This window comes from Ramlibacter sp. MAHUQ-53 (assembly GCF_052600055.1).
In genome coordinates this window covers 23,709-40,814 of record NZ_JBQWTS010000006.1, presented here as the reverse complement: position 1 = coordinate 40,814, position 17,106 = coordinate 23,709, and the positions used below count along the sequence as shown (strand labels likewise).

Annotated in this window: 22 protein-coding genes; 14 read left to right on the top strand and 8 right to left on the bottom strand. The window is 72.7% G+C overall.

What is annotated here, in order from left to right; translation table 11 throughout:
• Positions 1–84 precede the first annotated feature (84 nt).
• Complete coding sequence (locus ACT80S_RS10610) at positions 85–1,548, top strand: hypothetical protein (protein ID WP_377415601.1); 1,464 nt, start codon at positions 85–87, stop codon at positions 1,546–1,548.
• Between the two features lie 19 nt (positions 1,549–1,567).
• On the opposite strand, the gene ACT80S_RS10605 is transcribed toward ACT80S_RS10610, so the two are convergent.
• Positions 1,568–2,044: an FKBP-type peptidyl-prolyl cis-trans isomerase gene (locus tag ACT80S_RS10605; protein WP_377415600.1), complete on the bottom strand. Its 477-nt coding sequence runs from the start codon at positions 2,042–2,044 to the stop codon at positions 1,568–1,570.
• A 41-nt stretch (positions 2,045–2,085) separates the two neighbouring features.
• Between ACT80S_RS10605 and ACT80S_RS10600 the strand changes: the two genes are divergently transcribed.
• The 4 genes from ACT80S_RS10600 (at position 2,086) to ACT80S_RS10585 (ending at position 4,886) form a co-directional block, all read left to right on the top strand.
• Entirely contained in the window at positions 2,086–2,721 is a 636-nt protein-coding gene (locus ACT80S_RS10600; protein WP_377415599.1) for a ProQ/FinO family protein, read from the top strand.
• A gap of 69 nt (positions 2,722–2,790) precedes the next feature.
• A complete protein-coding gene (locus ACT80S_RS10595) occupies positions 2,791–3,378 on the top strand; it encodes a hemerythrin domain-containing protein (RefSeq protein ID WP_377415598.1) in 588 nt (195 codons plus the stop codon).
• 114 nt (positions 3,379–3,492) lie between these two features.
• Positions 3,493–4,065 (top strand): carboxymuconolactone decarboxylase family protein, encoded by a 573-nt coding sequence (locus tag ACT80S_RS10590; protein ID WP_377415597.1) that lies wholly within the window; start codon positions 3,493–3,495, stop codon positions 4,063–4,065.
• Positions 4,062–4,886 carry an amidohydrolase family protein gene (locus ACT80S_RS10585; RefSeq protein ID WP_377415596.1) on the top strand — a complete coding sequence of 275 codons (825 nt, stop codon included), beginning with the start codon at positions 4,062–4,064 and terminating at the stop codon, positions 4,884–4,886. Before ACT80S_RS10590 ends, ACT80S_RS10585 begins: the two co-directional genes overlap by 4 nt.
• A gap of 19 nt (positions 4,887–4,905) precedes the next feature.
• Here ACT80S_RS10585 and ACT80S_RS10580 read toward each other — a convergent pair whose 3' ends face one another.
• The 7 genes from ACT80S_RS10580 to ACT80S_RS10550 all read right to left on the bottom strand — a co-directional run bounded on the left by ACT80S_RS10580 (position 4,906) and on the right by ACT80S_RS10550 (position 11,488).
• A complete protein-coding gene (locus tag ACT80S_RS10580; RefSeq protein WP_377415595.1) occupies positions 4,906–5,694 on the bottom strand; it encodes an enoyl-CoA hydratase-related protein in 789 nt (262 codons plus the stop codon).
• An 86-nt stretch (positions 5,695–5,780) separates the two neighbouring features.
• Positions 5,781–6,398, bottom strand: a complete 618-nt coding sequence (locus ACT80S_RS10575) for a glutathione S-transferase family protein (RefSeq protein ID WP_377415594.1) — start codon at positions 6,396–6,398, stop codon at positions 5,781–5,783.
• Positions 6,398–7,627: a CaiB/BaiF CoA transferase family protein gene (locus tag ACT80S_RS10570; RefSeq protein WP_377415593.1), complete on the bottom strand. Its 1,230-nt coding sequence runs from the start codon at positions 7,625–7,627 to the stop codon at positions 6,398–6,400. The genes ACT80S_RS10575 and ACT80S_RS10570 overlap by 1 nt, the downstream gene beginning before the upstream one ends.
• 22 nt (positions 7,628–7,649) lie before the next feature.
• On the bottom strand, positions 7,650–8,426 hold the full coding sequence (locus ACT80S_RS10565; RefSeq protein ID WP_377415592.1) for an enoyl-CoA hydratase/isomerase family protein: 777 nt from the start codon (positions 8,424–8,426) through the stop codon (positions 7,650–7,652).
• A 21-nt stretch (positions 8,427–8,447) separates the two neighbouring features.
• Positions 8,448–9,407, bottom strand: coding sequence for a Bug family tripartite tricarboxylate transporter substrate binding protein (locus ACT80S_RS10560; protein ID WP_377415591.1), 960 nt, complete (start codon positions 9,405–9,407; stop codon positions 8,448–8,450).
• A 13-nt stretch (positions 9,408–9,420) separates the two neighbouring features.
• Positions 9,421–10,488: a mandelate racemase/muconate lactonizing enzyme family protein gene (locus ACT80S_RS10555; RefSeq protein ID WP_377415590.1), complete on the bottom strand. Its 1,068-nt coding sequence runs from the start codon at positions 10,486–10,488 to the stop codon at positions 9,421–9,423.
• A 7-nt stretch (positions 10,489–10,495) separates the two neighbouring features.
• Entirely contained in the window at positions 10,496–11,488 is a 993-nt protein-coding gene (locus ACT80S_RS10550; RefSeq protein WP_377415589.1) for a Bug family tripartite tricarboxylate transporter substrate binding protein, read from the bottom strand.
• A gap of 139 nt (positions 11,489–11,627) precedes the next feature.
• On the opposite strand from ACT80S_RS10550, the gene ACT80S_RS10545 reads away from it, so the two are divergent.
• From ACT80S_RS10545 to ACT80S_RS10505, 9 genes are all read left to right on the top strand, one after another.
• Positions 11,628–12,449, top strand: coding sequence for an alpha/beta fold hydrolase (locus ACT80S_RS10545; protein WP_377415588.1), 822 nt, complete (start codon positions 11,628–11,630; stop codon positions 12,447–12,449).
• Between the two features lie 7 nt (positions 12,450–12,456).
• Positions 12,457–13,413 carry a LysR family transcriptional regulator gene (locus tag ACT80S_RS10540; RefSeq protein ID WP_377415587.1) on the top strand — a complete coding sequence of 319 codons (957 nt, stop codon included), beginning with the start codon at positions 12,457–12,459 and terminating at the stop codon, positions 13,411–13,413.
• Between the two features lie 90 nt (positions 13,414–13,503).
• A complete protein-coding gene (locus tag ACT80S_RS10535) occupies positions 13,504–13,929 on the top strand; it encodes a type III secretion system chaperone (RefSeq protein WP_377415586.1) in 426 nt (141 codons plus the stop codon).
• The gene (locus ACT80S_RS10530) at positions 13,926–14,336 is read left to right on the top strand and encodes a CesT family type III secretion system chaperone (RefSeq protein WP_377415585.1); all 411 of its coding nucleotides are present in this window, start codon (positions 13,926–13,928) and stop codon (positions 14,334–14,336) included. Before ACT80S_RS10535 ends, ACT80S_RS10530 begins: the two co-directional genes overlap by 4 nt.
• Positions 14,337–14,363: 27 nt before the next feature.
• A complete protein-coding gene (locus ACT80S_RS10525) occupies positions 14,364–14,864 on the top strand; it encodes a hypothetical protein (protein WP_377415584.1) in 501 nt (166 codons plus the stop codon).
• A gap of 91 nt (positions 14,865–14,955) precedes the next feature.
• Positions 14,956–15,375, top strand: a complete 420-nt coding sequence (locus ACT80S_RS10520) for a type III secretion system chaperone (RefSeq protein WP_377415583.1) — start codon at positions 14,956–14,958, stop codon at positions 15,373–15,375.
• On the top strand, positions 15,375–15,785 hold the full coding sequence (locus ACT80S_RS10515) for a hypothetical protein (protein WP_377415582.1): 411 nt from the start codon (positions 15,375–15,377) through the stop codon (positions 15,783–15,785). The genes ACT80S_RS10520 and ACT80S_RS10515 overlap by 1 nt, the downstream gene beginning before the upstream one ends.
• 183 nt (positions 15,786–15,968) lie before the next feature.
• Complete coding sequence (locus tag ACT80S_RS10510; RefSeq protein WP_377415581.1) at positions 15,969–16,439, top strand: hypothetical protein; 471 nt, start codon at positions 15,969–15,971, stop codon at positions 16,437–16,439.
• Positions 16,440–16,488: 49 nt separating this feature from the next.
• The gene (locus ACT80S_RS10505) at positions 16,489–17,097 is read left to right on the top strand and encodes a hypothetical protein (RefSeq protein ID WP_377415580.1); all 609 of its coding nucleotides are present in this window, start codon (positions 16,489–16,491) and stop codon (positions 17,095–17,097) included.
• The last annotated feature ends 9 nt before the right edge of the window (positions 17,098–17,106 follow it).

Sequence of the window (17,106 nt, the reverse complement as noted above, 5' to 3'; positions counted from 1 at the left end):
CGTTTTTTTTGCTCCTCTGCCGTGAACAGGGATGGGGGCGTCGTGACCCAACGCCGTCGCCAACAAGCACCGACCCATCCCACCATGTTCACAGTCAAGAACGGCAGCAGCAACGGCCTCTCCCACAGCGGGACCTCCGCCTACGAAACCGGGGGAGGCGGCCTCGATGGCCAGTTTCCCGGCGAGGCCGAGTGGCGCGAAGGCAAGTCCGGCGGCATGACACCCAGGAAGACGCCGCCTGTGCCCTCGCAGGGCCCGTCACCCGTCACGCAGCGGGCCGTGGAGCACCTGCCGCCCCCGTCTTCCACTCCCTCGGCCTACGGCCACGGCCAGGACCCGGTGCAGGTCGTGGTTCACCCGCCCACCGCGCCTGCGTGGCAACCCCCCCAGTCCTACGATGACGCGATGGCCATCGCCGTCCCGGTGGGCCTGGCCAATGCCGGCCGGCGCCTCGTGGCGGGCGTGTCCGGCGTGGTCGCCGGCACCTATGCGGCCGCTGCCCTGGAGCAGGCCCTGCCACCGGCCGGCGGCAGCCTGGGCGCGCAGGCGCTGGGCATTCTCGGCACGGGCGTGGCCATGGCGACGGGCACCGCGCTGGCCGCGCATGGACTGGCGCAGGTCATGGATTGCAAGGCATCAGGCCTGGCGAAGAAGGGGCTGGCCCTTGCCCTGAGCGGCGGCATCGTGCCGATGGTGGCGGCGCGCACGGCGTCCTCCTCCTCGCTGGCGCAGGGCCAGGAGCGCGCCGCCGCGGTGGCGGCGCAGTTCGTGAGCGGGTTGGTCGCTGCCCTCGGCAGCGAAGTCGTGATGCAGGTGACCGATGGCGCCACGCCGCGTGCCCGCATTGTCGAGAACCAGACCGGCGCGGCGCCCGGCCCCGGCAACGCGGTGTTCCGCGAGTGGCCGCTGGCCTCCTCGGTGGTCTATGCCGGCGCCGGCCTGGCCGCGGAAGTTGCCCTCGCCCCCGGGTTGCAGGCGACGTTTGGCAAGGACCTGCCTGCGGGCGCGGCGGCTGCCCTGGGCAGCCAGCTCGCGCAGGCGCTGGCGCAGACGGTCCTGGAGCTGTATGACGCGCTGGTGGCCGCCGGCCTCGCGAACTACGGCAGCCTCAAGCTCGAGGCCGTGAAGGGCCAGGCCGGGGCCATCTGCCGCAACCTGTGCCGCGTGGGCGAGACCGTCGGGCGCATCGTGAGCCTGGCGGGTGTGCGCACCCTCCTCACGAGCCCGGCCCAGTTCCTGCAGATGGCGGAAACGCTGTACGCCGGACAACCCGGCACGCGAGAGGCCCTGCGCATCGTGCGCGGCGTGGTCGAGGGCTTGGCGCGGCTCAATGGCCACCTGGTGCAGGAAGCGCACCCGGTGCGCCGGGCCCAGCCCGGCTGGGCCGCGGAGTTCCGGCCGAACTACGAGGCCTTCATCGGCAGCGGCGGCTCGGGCCTGGACATCCGCGAGGCGGACGACGACCCGCCCGGCACAGTGCAGCCGGCCACCTTGCGGCGCCGCCACCAGGCGGCCGGCCCGGGCGCGTCGGTGGCCGCCAGTGAGTGAGCCCGTGCAGGCCTGGCGGTCAGTGGTGGTGGCCGTGCGCGCCGTGGGCGTGGCGGTGCGCCACTTCCTCGGCGCTGGCGGCGCGCACCTCGGTCACGGTGATCGCCAGTTTCAGTGTGCGCCCGGCCAGCGGGTGGTTGCCATCGAGCAGCACCTGCGGGCCCTTGATCTTGGTCACGGTGAAGGGGTGCGGGGCGCCGTCGGGGCCGGGCAGCTCCAGCTCGCCGCCCACCTTCACGCCGGGCGGGAAGTCGCTCTTGGGGATGGTGCGCAGCAGGGACTCGTCACGCTCGCCGAAGGCGTCGGCCGGGGCCAGGGTGAGGGCGAGCTGGTCGCCCACCGCCCGGCCTTCCAGCGCCTCCTCGATCTTCGGGAAGGTGTTGTCATAGCCGCCATGCAGGTACGACAGCGGGTGCTTGCCGTCCTGGATCAACAGGCCCTTGTCGTCGGTGATGCGGCAGCGCATCGTCACCACGGTGTCTTTTTCGATCTTCATCCCGGCGATTGTGCCCGCCGGGCGGCTACAGTCTCGGGCTCATGAGCGATCCCAAGCCCCAGAAACCGAAGAACAAGAAGCCGGCGCGCAGCGCGCGCCCGGTGCATCCGCTGCTGCACACGCTGTGGGAGCTGCACCCGCGCCTGTTCGGCGCGCGCTTCCGCCCGCTGAAGCTCGGCATCTTCGAGGACCTGATGGCGCGTCACCCCGGCGCGTTCGAGAAGGACGACCTCAAGCAGGCGCTCGGCCAGCATGTGCGCTCCAGCCGCTACCTGGAGGCCGTCGCCAGCGGCGACATGCGCTGCGACCTGGACGGCCAGCCGGTGGAGCCCGTGGCCCCCGAGCATGTGCAACATGCCATCGTCGAAGTCTTCCGCCGCCGCCAGGGCAAGGATGCCGAGAAGGCCCGCGCCTGGGCCCGCGCCCGTTTCGTGCAGGCGATCGACGCCTCCGGCCTGGACCGCGACGCCTACCTCGAGCGCGTGCGCACGCAGGATGCGACCGCGCTGTCCCTGATCGACGAGGCCTGCGCCGAGCTCGCCGGCCAGGCCGCGCGCCGCGAGGCGCTGGTGCGGGCCTTCCGCGCCAGCGGCAAGGCGGTCGAGGAGTTCGCCGAGATGTACGGGCTGGACGCCGCGCTGGTGCGCGATGCCCTGGCTCGCGAACAGACGGCCTGAGCGCCTACACCCGGCGCGCGGGCCGGGCCGCTAGAACCGGGCCTCGATCCTTCCACGAAAGGCGAGGCCATGACCCGGCTGATCGAACGCGCCGTTCCGCGTGCCACCGACCTCGTGCGCCGTGACCACCGCCAGGTGCTCGAGCGTTTCCAGCGGTACCACGCCACCGCCTCGCCACGCATCAAGCAGGGCCTGGCGCGCACGGTGTGCCTGGCGCTGGAGGTGCACACCCGGCTGGAGGAGGAGCTGCTGTATCCCGCCGTGCGCGAGGCTTCCGCGTCGGACTTCCTGCGCCGCGCGGTCGACGAGCATGCGGGCATGCGCCGGCAGATCGCCCAGCTGCGCCAGCTCGAGCCCACCGACCCCACCTTCGACGGCGCCTTCCTGGGCCTGATGCGCGACGTGCTGCACCACGTGGCCGACGAGGAAACCCTGTTCCTTCCCGAGGCCGAGCGCGTGCTGCGCGGACGCCTGGGCGAGCTGGGCGCTCAGATGATGCGCCGCCGCCTGGCCCTCATGGCGCCACGCGTGCCGGCCATGGCCTGGGGCCGCGTGCAGGCCGCGCCGGCGAGATCGCTGCTGGTGGCGGCGGGCATCGTGCTGGGGAGCGCCTGGCTGGGGGGGCAGCTCTCGCGGCGGGGGCAGGCGCCGGCGTGACGGGCCCCCGCAGCGGCGGCCCTGGTGCGCGCCCGGGCGCCTTGTGGCTTCGTGAATAGCAGCATTGCATCTGCCGACGGGCACGCCGCAGGGGCCGTGCCTATCATGCCCGCCATGCCACGCATCCCCTTGCCCTCGCCCGACACCATGGACGCTGCCCAGCGCGCCGTGTACGACCGCATCGTCTCCGGCCCCCGCGGCAAGATCCAGGGCCCGCTGCGGGCCGCGCTGCACAACCCCGAGCTGGCGGACCGCTGGCAGGCGCTCGGCGCCCTGCTTCGTTACGGTACCTCCCTGCCGCCGCGGCTGTCGGAGCTGGCGATCCTGGTGACGGGCCGCGCCTGCGACTCCCCGTTCGAGTGGTACGCCCACCGCCTCGAGGGCGAGAAGGCCGGCCTGGAGTCGCCGATCATCGAGGCGCTGCTGGCGCAGCAGGAGCCGCCCGGCCTGTCCGCGGACGACGCCCTGGTCTGGTGCTTCAGCGTCGAGCTCAATCGCCACCGCTCGGTGTCCGACGCCACCTATGCCGCCGCCGTGGCGCGCTTCGGGGCGCGCACCGTCGTCGAGCTCACCGCCCTCATCGGCTACTACACCATGGTCGCGATGACGCTCAATTGCCACGAGATCCCCTTGCCCGAAGGCGTCGCGCCGGCCTTTCCCCTGCCCCAGCACGCGGGGCTCGCGTGAACGCCCCCGCCACCACCCCGGGCGGCTGGGACTGCCACGCCCACCTGTTCGGCCCCTACGAGCGCTTCCCGCTGGCCGCCGAGCGAAGCTACACCCCGCCCGAGGCCCTGGAGCCGCAGTACATGGCGCTCCTGCGGCGCCTGGACCTGGAGCACGGCGTGCTGGTGCACCCCAGCGCCTACGGCGACGACCACTCGCTGCTGCTGCATGCCCTGGCGTCGCAGCCGGCGCTGCGGGGCGTGGTCGTGGTGCGCCCGGGCAGCCCCCTGCCGCTGGCAGGCCTGCGTGACCGGGGCGTGCGCGGCGCCCGCTTCAGCCACCGCAGCGGCGCCGGCGCCAACTTCGCCGGCAGCGCCTCCTGGGACGACCTGCAGGCGCTGGCCCCCGCGCTGGCCGACAACGGCCTGCACGCCGAGCTGTGGACCGACTGTCGCGCCCTGCCCGCCATCGCCGACGGCCTGCGGTCCCTGCCCGTGCCCGTGGTGATCGACCACATGGGCGGCTTCGACGCCCGCGCGGGCATCGACGACCCGGGCTTCCGCACCCTGCTGTCCCTGCTCGAATCGGGCAAGGCCTGGGTCAAGCTGTGCGCCTACCGCAACCTGCTGAACGAGGCCGACTGGGAGGTCGGCCGCGCGTTCCAGCAGAAGCTGGTGGAGGCCGCGCCCGACCGCCTGGTCTGGGGCAGCGACTGGCCGCACCTGCGCGTGACGCCGGCACCGGACCCGGTGCAGCTGCTGGACATGTTCATGGCCTGGGCCGGCAGCGACGCGGTCGTGCGCCAGGTGCTCGAGGACAACCCGGCGCGCCTGTACCTCTGACCCGCCGGGGCCGCCGGCGTCAGCGGCCCTGGTAGCGCGGCGTGCGCTTCTCGAGGAAGGCGCGCATGCCCTCCTTCTGGTCCTCGGTCGCGAACAGCCGCTCGAAGTAGCGGCGCTCCAGCGCCAGGGCGCTGTCCATCGGCTGGTCGGCGCCCAGGCGCACCGCCTCGCGGATCGCCTGCACCGCCAGCGGCGGCATGCCGGCGATCTGCGTGGCCACGTCCACGGCCTGGGCCAGGGCCTCGCCCGGGGGCACCAGCCGGCTCACCAGGTTGGCGGCGTAGGCCTCGCGCGCGGGGACCCTCTCGCCGGTGAGGCTCCACAGCAGGGCCTTGTAGCGACCCGCGTTGCGCAGCAGGCGCTGGGTGCCGCCCGCGCCCGGCATGATGCCGACCCGGATCTCGGGCTGGCCGAACTTCGCGTCCTCGGCGGCGATGACGATGTCGCAGGCCAGCGCCAGCTCGCAGCCGCCGCCCAGCGCATAGCCCTCCACCGCGGCGATCACCGGCTTGGCAAGCTGCCGCACCACGTGGAAGACGCGGTCGGTGTCCAGGCGCACGTGGTCGACGGGCGTCATGTCCGCCATCTCGGCGATGTCGGTGCCCGCGACGAAGTAGCCGCCGCTGCCCGTGAGGACCACCGCGGCGACCTGCGGGTCCTGCTCCATCGCGCGCAGGGCGTCCACCAGTTCCTGCTTGACCTGCAGGTTCAGGGCGTTGCGGCGCTCGGGGCGTTCGATGCGCACGATGCCCACGGCACCCTGGCGCTCGCTGCGCACCACGCGCGGGGAGGCGGTGGATTCACTCATGAGGGCTTCCTTGCGTCGGGGGCTGCCCCGGCTTGGCGTTGCGGCCAGACCGAGGCGCGGCGGCGCTTCTCGCCCCCGGGGCGGGTTCAGCCATCGACCGGCTCCGTCGCCCGGAACGAGGGGCGCTCGCACAGGCGGGCATGCCAGGCCGCGAGGCGCGGCGCCAGGCTGCGCCAGCCGAGCGTGTCGAAGCGGTAGTCGAGGTAGCCCAGGGCGCAGCCCAGGGTGAGGGTGCCGATGGACAGCGGCGCCGCCTCGAGCGCCGGCACTTCGGATTCGAGCAGCGCGAGGCTGCTGCGCGTCTTCAACTCGAAAGCCTCCAGCAGCGCGGGCAGGGCCGCGGTGCGCTCGCGTTCGTTGCGCCACAGGATCAGGGCGTCGAGCAGGCCGTCGCCGAAGGCGTGCCAGCGCAGGGCCTGCCAGCGCGCCTCGCCCTCGGTGGGGAACAGGTCGCCGCCGCCGCGCGTGTTGAGGTATTCGCAGATCACCACCGAGTCGAACAGCACCGAGCCGTCCTCGCGCACCAGGGTCGGGATCTTGGACAGCGGGTTCACCGCCATGATCGCCGGGTTGGGCTTGAGCATCGCGGCGACGGAGCGCACCAGTTCCAGCTGCGGAACCAGGCCCAGCTCGTGGGCGACGACCATCACCTTGCGCACATAGGGCGACTTGGGGGACCAGTGCAGGGTCAGCGGGGCGGCCATCAGATCACTCCTTGCGCGCGCAGCCGCGCGACATCGTCCGGCGCGTAGCCGATCTGCGCCAGGATGTCGGCGCTGTGCTGTCCCAGCAGCGGGGGAGCGTCACGCAGGGGCAGCGGCGCGCCGTCGAAGCGCATGGGGCTGGCCACCTGCGGCACGTCGACGCCGCAGGGGTGCGGCGAATGCTGCAGCATGCCGCGGGCCTGGACCTGCGGGTCCTCGAACACCTCGGGCACGGTATTGATCGGGCCGCAGGGCACGCCGGCGGCGTCGAGGTCGGCGATCAGGCCGGCGCGCTGGCGGGCGGCGAAGCGCTCGCGCAGCATGGCCGAGAGTTCGCCGATGTTGCGAACGCGCTGGGCATTCGTGGCGAAGCGCGGGTCCACGGCCCAGGCGGGCTCGCCCATCACCTCGCACAGCTTGGCGAACTGGCCGTCGTTGCCGACCACGAGGATCAGGTCGCCGTCGGCGCAGGCGTAGACGTCCTGGGGCTGGATGTTGGGGTGGGCGTTGCCATTGCGCGCCGGCACCTTGCCCGAGACCAGGTAGTTCATCGCCTGGTTGGCGAGCGTGGCCACCTGCACGTCGAGCATGGCGATGTCGATGCTGCCGCCCTCGCCGGTCTGGTCGCGGCGCGATAGCGCCGCCAGCACCGAGACCGCGGTGTACATGCCCGTCATCAGGTCGACGATGGGCACGCCCACCTTCTGCGGGCCGCCGCCGGGGCGGCCGTCCTTCTCGCCGGTGACGCTCATGAGGCCGCCCATGGCCTGGATCAGGAAGTCGTAGGCGGGCTGGTCGCGGCGCGGGCCGGTCTGGCCGAAGCCGGTGACAGAGCAGTAGATCAGGCGCGGATTCACCTTGCGCAGCGAGGCCTCGTCCAGGCCGTAGCGCGCCAGCGTGCCGGCCTTGTAGTTCTCCAGCACGATGTCGGCCCAGGCCGCCAGCTCGCGCACGATCTTCTGGCCCTCGGGCTTTTCCAGGCTCACGGTGATGGAGCGCTTGCCCCGGTTCACGGCGAGGTAGTAGCCGGCTTCCTTCGTGTCCTGCCCGGTGGCGTCCTTCAGGAAGGGCGGGCCCCAGCTGCGGGTGTCGTCGCCGGCGCCGGGGCGCTCGACCTTGATCACCTCGGCGCCGAGGTCGGCCAGGATCTGGCCGGCCCAGGGGGCGGCCAGGATGCGACTGAGGTCCAGCACCTTGACGTGCGACAGCGGACCGTTGCGTTCGTTCATGAGAGGTCTCCGCGCCTGGGGCTCAGCGGCCGGTGAACACCGGCGCGCGCTTCTCGGCGAAGGCGCGCTGGGCCTCCTTCGCGTCGTCGGTCCTGGCGATCTGCGCGGTCATGTCCTGCTCGTAGCGGTAGCCGTCACGCAGGCTCATGTCCTCGATCACGTTGAGCGTGTGCTTGCCCATGCGGGTCGACACCGGGCTCTTGGCGGCGATGGTGCGGGCGATGGCCAGGGCGGTGGGCATCAGCTCCTCGTGCGGCACGCAGGCCTCGACGATGCCCAGGCGATACAGCTCGGCGCCGTCCACCCGCATCCCGGTCAGCGCCATGCGGCGCAGGCGGGAGTGGCCGAACAGGCGCATGGCGTGGCTGCAGCCCCCGAGCAGGCCCACGTCCACCTCGGGCAGGCCCAGCGTGGCCTTCTCGGAGGCGACCAGGATGTCGCTGGAGGCGGCCATCGCCAGGCCCGAGCCGAGCGCGGCGCCGTTGAGGGCGCACACCACCGGCTTGGCGCATTCGCGGATCGCGTGGAAGCACTCGCGCGTGCGGCGCGAGTGGGCCGGCAGGTCGCCCGGGCCCTTGATCACGGAGGCGCGGCCCTTGAGGTCGGCGCCGGCGCAGAACACTTTGCCCGCGCCGGTGAGGACCACGGCGCGCACCTCGTCCATCTCGGAGATGCGGTCCAGGGCCAGGGTGAGTTCGTCGTTCAGCGTGCGGGTCAGGGCGTTGACCGGCGGGGCGTTGAGCGTGAGGGTGGCGACGAAGCCGTCGAGTTCGTAGCCGAGTTGGGTGAGGTCGTTCATGTCGGGGGGCAGTCAGTCGGGTCAGTCGAGCTTGGCGCCGGAGAAACGGATCACTTTTTTCCATTTCTCCGATTCGCTGCGGATGGTGGCGGCCATCTCCGCGGGCGTGCCGCCCTGCGGGATCACGCCCATGCCGGCGAACTGCTCGCGCAGCTCGGGCGACTGCAGGACGGCGTTGATCTCGCGGTTCAAGCGGTCGATCACGGCCTGCGGCGTACGCGCGGGCACCGAGATGTAGTTCACCGGCGCGGCGTCGAAGCCCTTGAGGGTTTCGGCAATGGTGGGTACCGACGGCAGCAGCGCCGAGCGCTCGGGCGTGGCCACGCCCAGGGGGCGCAGCGCGCCGGAGTCGATCAGGGGCTTGTAGGCGGGGATGCTGTCGATCGCCATCTGCACCTGGCCGGAGACCAGGTCGGCCAGCGCGGCGCTGGTGCCGCGGTAGGGGATGTGGACGATGAACACGCCCGCCGACTGCTTGAACAGCTCGCCCGCGAGGTGGCTGCTCGCGCCGTTGCCGGCGCTGGCGTAGTTCACGCGGCCCGGGCGCTCCTTCGCGTACTGCACGAGCTCCTGCACGGTCTTCACCGGCAGGTCGCGCGGCACCACGAGCACGTTGGGCACCACCGCCACGCGCGAGACGGGCACCAGGTCCTTCTCGGGGTCGTAGGGCAGCTTCGCCTGCAGGTGCGGGTTCGTCATCTGCGGGCCGGGCGTGGTGTACAGGATGGTGTAGCCGTCCGGCGCCGACTTGGCGACCAGGTCGGCGCCGAGCGTGGCGCCGCCGCCGGGCTTGTTGTCGATCACCACCGGCTGGCCCAGGCGCTTGCCCAGGGGGGTGGCGATGGCCCGCGCGACGAGGTCCGCCCCGCCGCCCGCGGCGAAGGGCACGACCATGCGGATCGAGCGGGTGGGATAGTCCTGGGCCGCTGCAGCGGCGACGACGAGGCCTGCGATCAGGCCGGCGAAGAGTGGCTTGTACATCGGGGGTCCGGGGTCAGGTGCGGAAGGTGACGCCGCAGCCGGGGCCGGGCGGCAGGTGGATCTGGCCGGCCTCGACCGGCAGCGGGGTGAACGGGTCGTCCTGCAGGTGCAGGTGCTCCGACAGCTCGCAGGCATGGGGCAGGCGCCGGATCACGCTGGCGGCCTGCAGGCTCATGGACTGCAGCAGCGCGGGGCCGAAGGCGGCGCCCACGCGGCACCCCACCTCGCCGGCCTCGCAGAGGCGCACGGCCTGCAGGAAGCGGCGCAGGCCGCCGAGGTTGGTGACCTTGAGGTTGATCACGTCGACCGCGCGCTCGGACACCAGGCGGAACACGTCGCGGACGGTCTGCGCGCTCTCGTCGGCCTCGATGGCCACCGGCAGCGTGCGTGTCAGCAGGGCCAGGCCGGCCACGTCGGCTGCCGGCACCGGCTGCTCGATCAGCGAGATGCCGTGGCGCTCCATGCGGCCGAAGGCGGCGATCAGCTGCTTGGCGTTGTACGACTGGTTCGGGTCCAGCGTGAGGGCCACGCCGTCGCCGGCGGCCGCCCGCACCGCGGCGACGCGGCGGATGTCGGTCTCGGTGTCGCCGGACAGCTTGAGCTTCAGCTGGCGGTAGCCCTCGGCCACGAGGCCGGCGGCCTTCTCCGCCATCTCCTCGGGCGACTTGATCGGCAGGATGCGCGAGAGCGGCACCGCGTCCCGCAGCTTGCCTCCGAGCAGCACGTGCACCGGCACCCCCAGCCGGCGCGCCAGCAGGTCGTGCAGGGCCATGTCGATGGCGGCCTTGGCGGTGGGCTGGTAGGCCAGCGCGGCGTCGATGTCCTCGAGGATGCCGGCGAGGTCGTCCACCGGGCGGCCGACCAGGCGCGGCGCCAGGAAGGCCAGCGCCGCCTCGGCGCCGGCGCCATGCGTGGAGATCGCCGGGATGGCGTGGCAGTAGCCCAGGCCCTCGTGGCCGTCGTCGTCACGCAGGCGCAGCACCCAGCCCTCCAGCCGCGGCACCTGGGCGCGCGCGAACTTCCATTGCGGGTCGGCCAGGCCCTGGGTGCAGGGCTCGATCAGGAAGGAGGCGATCTTCACCGCGCGCTCACTCCAGGGTGATCTTGGCCTTGGCGATGATGTTCTTCCACTTGTCCGACTCGGCCTGCATCACCTGCTGGTACTCGGCGCCGGTGGAGGTGGAAGGCAGGGCCCCTTGCTGCGCGAACAGCTGGCGCATGTCCGGCGCGTTCACCGCGGCGACGGCGGCCTCGCGCAGCCTGGCGGCGATCGGCGCCGGCAGCGCCTTGGGCGCGATCAGGCCGTAGGTGGTCTCCATCACCACCCCGGGCAGGCCGGCCTCGGCGGTGGTCGGCACGCCGGGCAGCTGCGGCGCGCGGGCGGTGCCGGCCACGGCCAGCACCTTCAGCGCGCCGCTGGCCACGTGCGGCAGCACGGGCAGCAGGTCGACCATGGCCGCATTCACCTCCCCGGCCAGCAGGGCGGTGATGGCCGGCGCCGCGCCCTTGTAGGGGATGTGGAGCACGCTGACCTTCGCCTGGTCCTTGAAGATCTCCATGCCGATGTGGGGCGTGGTGCCCGGGCCCGCCGAGCTGTAGGTCAGCTTGCCGGGCTCGGACCGGGCCATCTTCACCAGGGCGTCCACCGAGTCGATGCCGCCTTTGGTGTTGACGACCAGCACGCTGGGGATCTTGGCCACCAGGGTCAGGAACTGGATGTCGTCCAGGCTGTAGGCCGTGCGGGTCAGGTTCGGCATGCCGGCCAGCGGGCCGGGCGCCACCAGGGCGAAGGTGTAGCCGTCGGGCGCCGACTTCACCGTGGCGTCCACGCCGAGCGCGCCGCCGGCGCCGGCCCGGTTGTCCACCACCACCGACTGGCCCAGGCTGGCCGACATCTTCGTGGCCAGCTGGCGGGCGATCGCGTCGGTCGGGCCGCCGGGGGCGTAGGGCACGACCAGCTTGATCGGGCGGGTGGGCCAGGCCTGGGGTTGCGCGAGCGCGGACGGCGCGACGGCCAGCAGGGCGCCAGCAACAGGCAGCGCGAGGGTGGCGGCGAGCAGGCCGCGGCGGGGCATGGGCATGGGGATGTCTCCTTGGAATTCGGATAGTCGCCGGCCAGTCTAGGGCGCGGGACCGGGGCGCGTCCCTGCGGAATGTGCAAGGCTGCTTTGCAGGATCGTGCCCTGACGGGGGCTTCCCCCCTGGCTAGAGTCGGTGCCCATGCACGTTCCCGCCCCGTCCCCCGCCGACCCGGCGGCTGCCCGCCGGCGCGTGGCCGTCACGCTCGCCTCCGCCTCCATCGACGTGATCGTCGAGGGTACCGGCCCGGCCGTCGTGCTGCTGCCGTCCTCCCTGCGGGACTCGCAGGACTTCGACGACCTGGCCGCCCGGATCGCCCGCGAGGGCCTGCAGGTGCTGCGGCCGCAACCCCGCGGCATGGGCCGCAGCAGCCCGCCGCCGGCGGGCATGACGCTGGAGACCCTGGCGGACGACGTGGCGGGCGTGATCGCGCAGCTGGCGGCCGGGCCCGCCGTGGTGGTCGGCCATGCCTACGGCCACTGGGTCGCCCGGATGACGGACCTGCGCCACCCGCAACGCGTGCGCGGCGTGGTGGTGCTCGGCGCCGCCGCGCGCCAGTTCCCGCCGGGGATGGCGGACGCCCTGGCGATCGCCAGCGACCCGCAGCGCACCGACGAAGCGCGCCTCGAGGCCCTGCGCGTGTGCATGTTCGCCCCGGGCAACGACCCCTCTGCCTGGCTGGCGGGCTGGCACCCGCAGTGGCGGGCCGCCTACCGAGAAGCGTCGCAGCACCCGCCGCGCGAGGCCTGGTACGGGCAGGCCCATGCGCCCCTCCTCGACCTCCAGGGCGCGCAGGACGCCTGGCGTCCCCCGGCCACGCGCGGGGAGTTGCGCGACGCGCTGGGCGAGAAGGTGACGGTCAAGGTCATCGAGCGGGCGGGGCATGCGCTGGTGCCGGAGCAGCCCGAAGCGGTGGCCCGCGCCATCGTCGACTGGGTGCGGGGGCTGGACCGGGTTCGATAATCCGCCCATGCACAAGGCCCGCGCCACCGAATTCGAACTGGACATCACGTCCGACCTGCAGAAGTGGCGCTCGTTCATCGCCATCGGCGAACTGGGCAGCCTCACGCGCGCCGCGCTGTTCCTGGACAGCAACCAGTCGTTCCTCAGTCGCCAGGTCAACGCGCTCGAGCGTGAATGCGGCGCGCGCCTGTTCAACCGCACCGGCCGCGGCGTGGAGCTGTCCGAGGCCGGGCAGCGCCTGTTCCCCCGGGTGAAGGCGCTGCTGGAGCAGGCCCAGGCCCTGGAGCGCGACATCCGCGCCGACCTGCGCGAGCCGGTGGGCTCCGTGACCCTGGGCAGCCTGCCCTCCATCGGCACCATCCTCACCGGCCGCCTGTTCGCCGAGGTGCGAGCCCAGCTGCCGGGCGTGAACCTGCGCGTGCTGGAGGGCTCCAGCGGCCAGGTCGAGGAGTGGCTGAACGAGGCCCGCGTGGACATCGCCATCCTGTATCGCTACTCGGCCACCCTCCCCGAAGGCGAGGAGACGCTGGCCACGGTGGACAGTTACCTGATCGGCCACCGCGGCGACCGCATCACCGCGGACGGCCAGGTGACCTTCGCCAGGCTCGACGGCCTGCCCTTCATCCTGCCCGGCGCGCCCAATGGCCTGCGCACAGCGCTCGATGCCGGCGCGCGCCAGGCGCGCATCACCCTCGCGCCGGTGATCGAGGCTGACTCCCTGCCGCTGCAGAAGCAGCTCACGGCACAGGAACACCTCTACACCGTGCTGCCGCTGCACGCCGTGTGGCAGGAGGTGCAGGCCGGCACGCTGCAGGCCGCGCGCATCGTGGAGCCGCCGTTCCAGCGGACCGTGGCTCTGGCCTTCGCCAAGGCCAAGGGCCCGTCGCGCGCGGTCACCGCGGTGACCGACCTGCTCGTGCGCATCGTCGGCGAAATGGCCGCGCAGGGCATGTGGCGCTCGTAGCGATTCGCTGACAGGCCCCAGGGAACCAGCGGGCCGCGGTTTTCACAACCACCGCTGTTCGGGGCGTTCCTCGCCCCGGGAGATTCCCCCATGCAACTTTCGCAGGTCATTGCGCACCTGGGCGCCGTGCTGCGCCAGCCCCAGCTCGCGGCGGACGAAGGCGGCGCCTGCGCCTTTCGCGCCGGCGGCGTCGACATCCGGCTCGAGCCGCGCCCGCAGCCCGAGGCGGCCTTCGTGATGCGCGCCTTCCTCGGCGACATCGACGTACCCGATTTCGCCCCCCTGCTCGAGCGCCTCCTGCGCGCCGACTTCTTCGCCGGCGGCGTCGGCGGCCCGGCCCTGGGCCTCGATGCGCAGTCGGGACTGTTCCTGACCCAGCACTTCGAGGAGGGCCGCCAGTCCCTGGTCTCGATCGAGGCCTGGCTGGCCCGCTTCATCGCGCATGCGCGGGTGTGCCAGGGCCTGCTGGTGCAGGCCCGCGCCGCCAGTGCCGCGCCCGCCGGGGTGCCGGCATGACGCCCCAGGCCGTCGCGGACCTGCTGCAGTCCGTCTTCGGCTGCGCCTGCGGGGCGCTCGGCGACGGCGCGCCCTTCGCCCTGCGCTCCCCGGAGGGCGAAGTGATCGAGCTGCGCTATGTCGCGGACCTGCCCGCGCTGTGCGCGGCGATTGCGCTCGGCCGGCTGGATGAGGCCCACCGCGAGGAGGCCCTGGTGCGGCTGCTCCGCACCAACCTCCACCTGGCCCATGCCGGCGGGCCCCATGGCGCGCTGGCCCCTCAGGGCGCGCAGGTCCACCTGTGCTGGACCCTGCCGCTCGATGGCGGCGATACGGCGCGGCTGGCCGAGCGCCTGCGCCGCCTCGTGGCCGCTGCCTCGCCCATGCGCGCGGCGCTGGTCGCGGACCACGTGCTGTGCGAGCCGTGACCCATCTTCTGACTTCAGGAGAACCCCATGCCCCAAACCATCACGGCGCCGGACGGCGTCGCCTCCTCCCCGCCGCCTGCACCCAGGCGACAGGCCTGGGATGCCGACCCGCAGAAGCCGGTCGACATGCCCGCCCACACGCCGCCCGCCGACCTGGCCGGTCATGAGCCGTCGCAACCCGTCGTGGCGACACCGCCACGCCAGCCGGTCGAGCGCGTACCCGCACCCGCACGGGAGTCGATGGACGAGGTCTGCCGGACCCGCCCGTCCTGCCCGCTCCAGGTGACCTGCGAGCCGATCGGCACCGAGTGTGAGGCCTGCGCCGATTGCTGCGCCGATTGCTGCGCCGATTGCTGCGCCTGTGTCGGCGTTTCCCTGCTGGCCATCTCGGTGGGGGAGTGGGTCTGCGGGTGCTCCGTGGCGACGGCCGAAGGGATGGCCATCGCCGGCGGATCGACCGTGGGCGCGTCGTTCCTGGCGCACGCGTTGAAGGACTGTGCCTACGTTCCCTGCTGCAGCTGGGCGTGAGCCGTCGTTTCGCCCCGGACGGAACCCGCGGCAGCCTGGCTGCACTCAGGCGGTCGTTGTCCGGCGGCCCGCCGGTCCCGGAGCAAGCCCCATGCAATTGATCGACATCGTCCGCGGCCTGGCCCAGGCCCTGCACCTGCCCGAGCTGCGGCCCGCTGCCGACGGCTCCTGCGCCTTCCGCGTGCATGGCATCCCGGTGCTGCTGCTGCCGCGGCCCGAGGGCGAGCAGGCCTTCGTCGCGCGGGCCCGCCTGGGCAGTCTCCACGGAGCCGACGCCGCTTCGCTGCTGCCGCAATTGATGGTGGCGAACTTCTTCGCCGACGGTGTCGGCGGCGCCGCGCTCTCGCTCGATGCGCGCGGTGATGTCTACCTGACCCAGCACTTCCCCGAAGCCTGCGCCGGCTTTGCGCACGTGCTGGCCAGCCTCGAGCGCTTCGCGGCGCAGGCGCGCCGCTGCCGCGACCTGCTGCCCGCCCCGGCCAGCCACCCCCTCCTTGAAGGACATGCCTGATGACCCTGCTTCACGCTTCCCTCGCCCATGCGTTCGCCGATTACGTGCGCCTGCCCGTCGACCAGGTCGAGGATGGCCGTGCCCGGAGTGTCACGCTCGAGGGCGGCCTCGCCCTCGAGTTCATCTGGGTGGCCGAGGTCCCAGCGCTGTGCCTGGCGATGGCGGTGGGCCAGATCCTGCGCGCCTCCCAGGACGAATGCCTTGCCGGCGCGTTGGCTTCCAACCTCTACCTCGCCGACGTCGGCGCGCCGCACTACGCGCTGAGTCCGCAGCAGGACACGCTGTACCTGTGCCAGACGCTTTCCGGTGACCCGTTCGACGCGTCGCAGGTGGGCCCCGCCGTCGACCGCCTCGCTGAACTGGCGCGACAGGCCCGAGCAGGTCTGCTCGAGCGCCAGTCGATCGCCTGATCGCCCTGCACCGTTTCCCCTTCCACTTCCAAAGGTCCACACATGTTCCCCTCCCCGTTATCGAATTCGAGTACCAGCAACCAGAGCCTGGCGGCTTCGGATTTCGAAGTGCGCCCTGCACCCGAGAAGCCGCAAGCGGAATCTCCCGCCCTGGCGCAAGCCGGCGGCCAGAAGCCCGCGGCCATGTCGATGGTCCAGGACGCGGCGCCGGCGCGTGCCGAGGACCGGGTGCCGCCGGATCCCGTGCCGGCCACCGCCAGCCAGGCGGAGGGCGACACCCGCTGCGGCGAATACCTGGAGTGGTGCGGGCTGGCGACGCCGAACTGCGTGGGTGCGGCCGGCACGATTGCCTTCTTCGCGTCATCGCCCCTGCTGGGTTGCCAGATCTGCGGCTACGGGCTCCTGGCTGGAGGGGGCCTGAGCACCCTGGTCGGGGGTCACGACACCGTGCGGGGCCCGCAGGCGCAATGCATGCCGGACGTGCGTGGGCGCATCCAGACCACGGCCGGTATGAGCGAGGCCGGCCTGGGCCTGGTCGCCCTCGGCATCGTGGGCGAGCTGGGCGCGGCGAGTTCCTCCATCCTCCCGATCGCAGCCGGAGGGACCCTCATTTGCGCCGGGTTGACCGTCGGCCAGATGTGCTGCGAGGCGTGACGCGCCTGGCAGCTTCTGCGGCCGTTCCAGATTTCAGAAGGGTATTTCCATGCTGACGCTATCCGCTTCGTCCCCCGCCGTGACCGGTTCCACCCTTTCACGGTCCGACTTCGAGACGGCCCCCGCCCACCTGCCGCCGGCCGAGGGCTCCGCGCTGGACCTGCTGCGTGACAAGGCGCCCGTGACCCTGTCGATGGCCGCTGACGTCGGCCCGGCGCGCACCGGTGACGCGGTCCAGCCCGATCCCGCGGCGCCGCGCGACGGGGGCGGCGTGCCGGGCCGGTATCGCGAGTTCCTGAACAAGATCTGCATCGGGATGGCCCCGGCTTCCATGGGTGTTGGGCTCCTGGCCTCCTTCGCGTCGCCCCCGCTCGGTTGCCAGATCTGCGGCTACGGGTTGCTCGCAGGGAGTGGCCTGGGCCTGGTGCTCGACTTCGACGAGGAATGCCGGGCGCCAGGCGTCCAGCGCATGCTGGCCGGCGAGCCTTCCGGGGTCACCACGGCGGGCCTCCTGACCGAGGCCAGCCTCGGCCTGACCGGGCTCGGGCTGGCGACGGCGGCGGCTGGGGGGCCGGTGACTTGGCCGCTGTACGTCGGGGGGTGGGGGGCGGGCGCGTTCGGGTGTGCCACTTTTGTCGCCAAGTGCTGCGGAGACTGACCTCCGCGG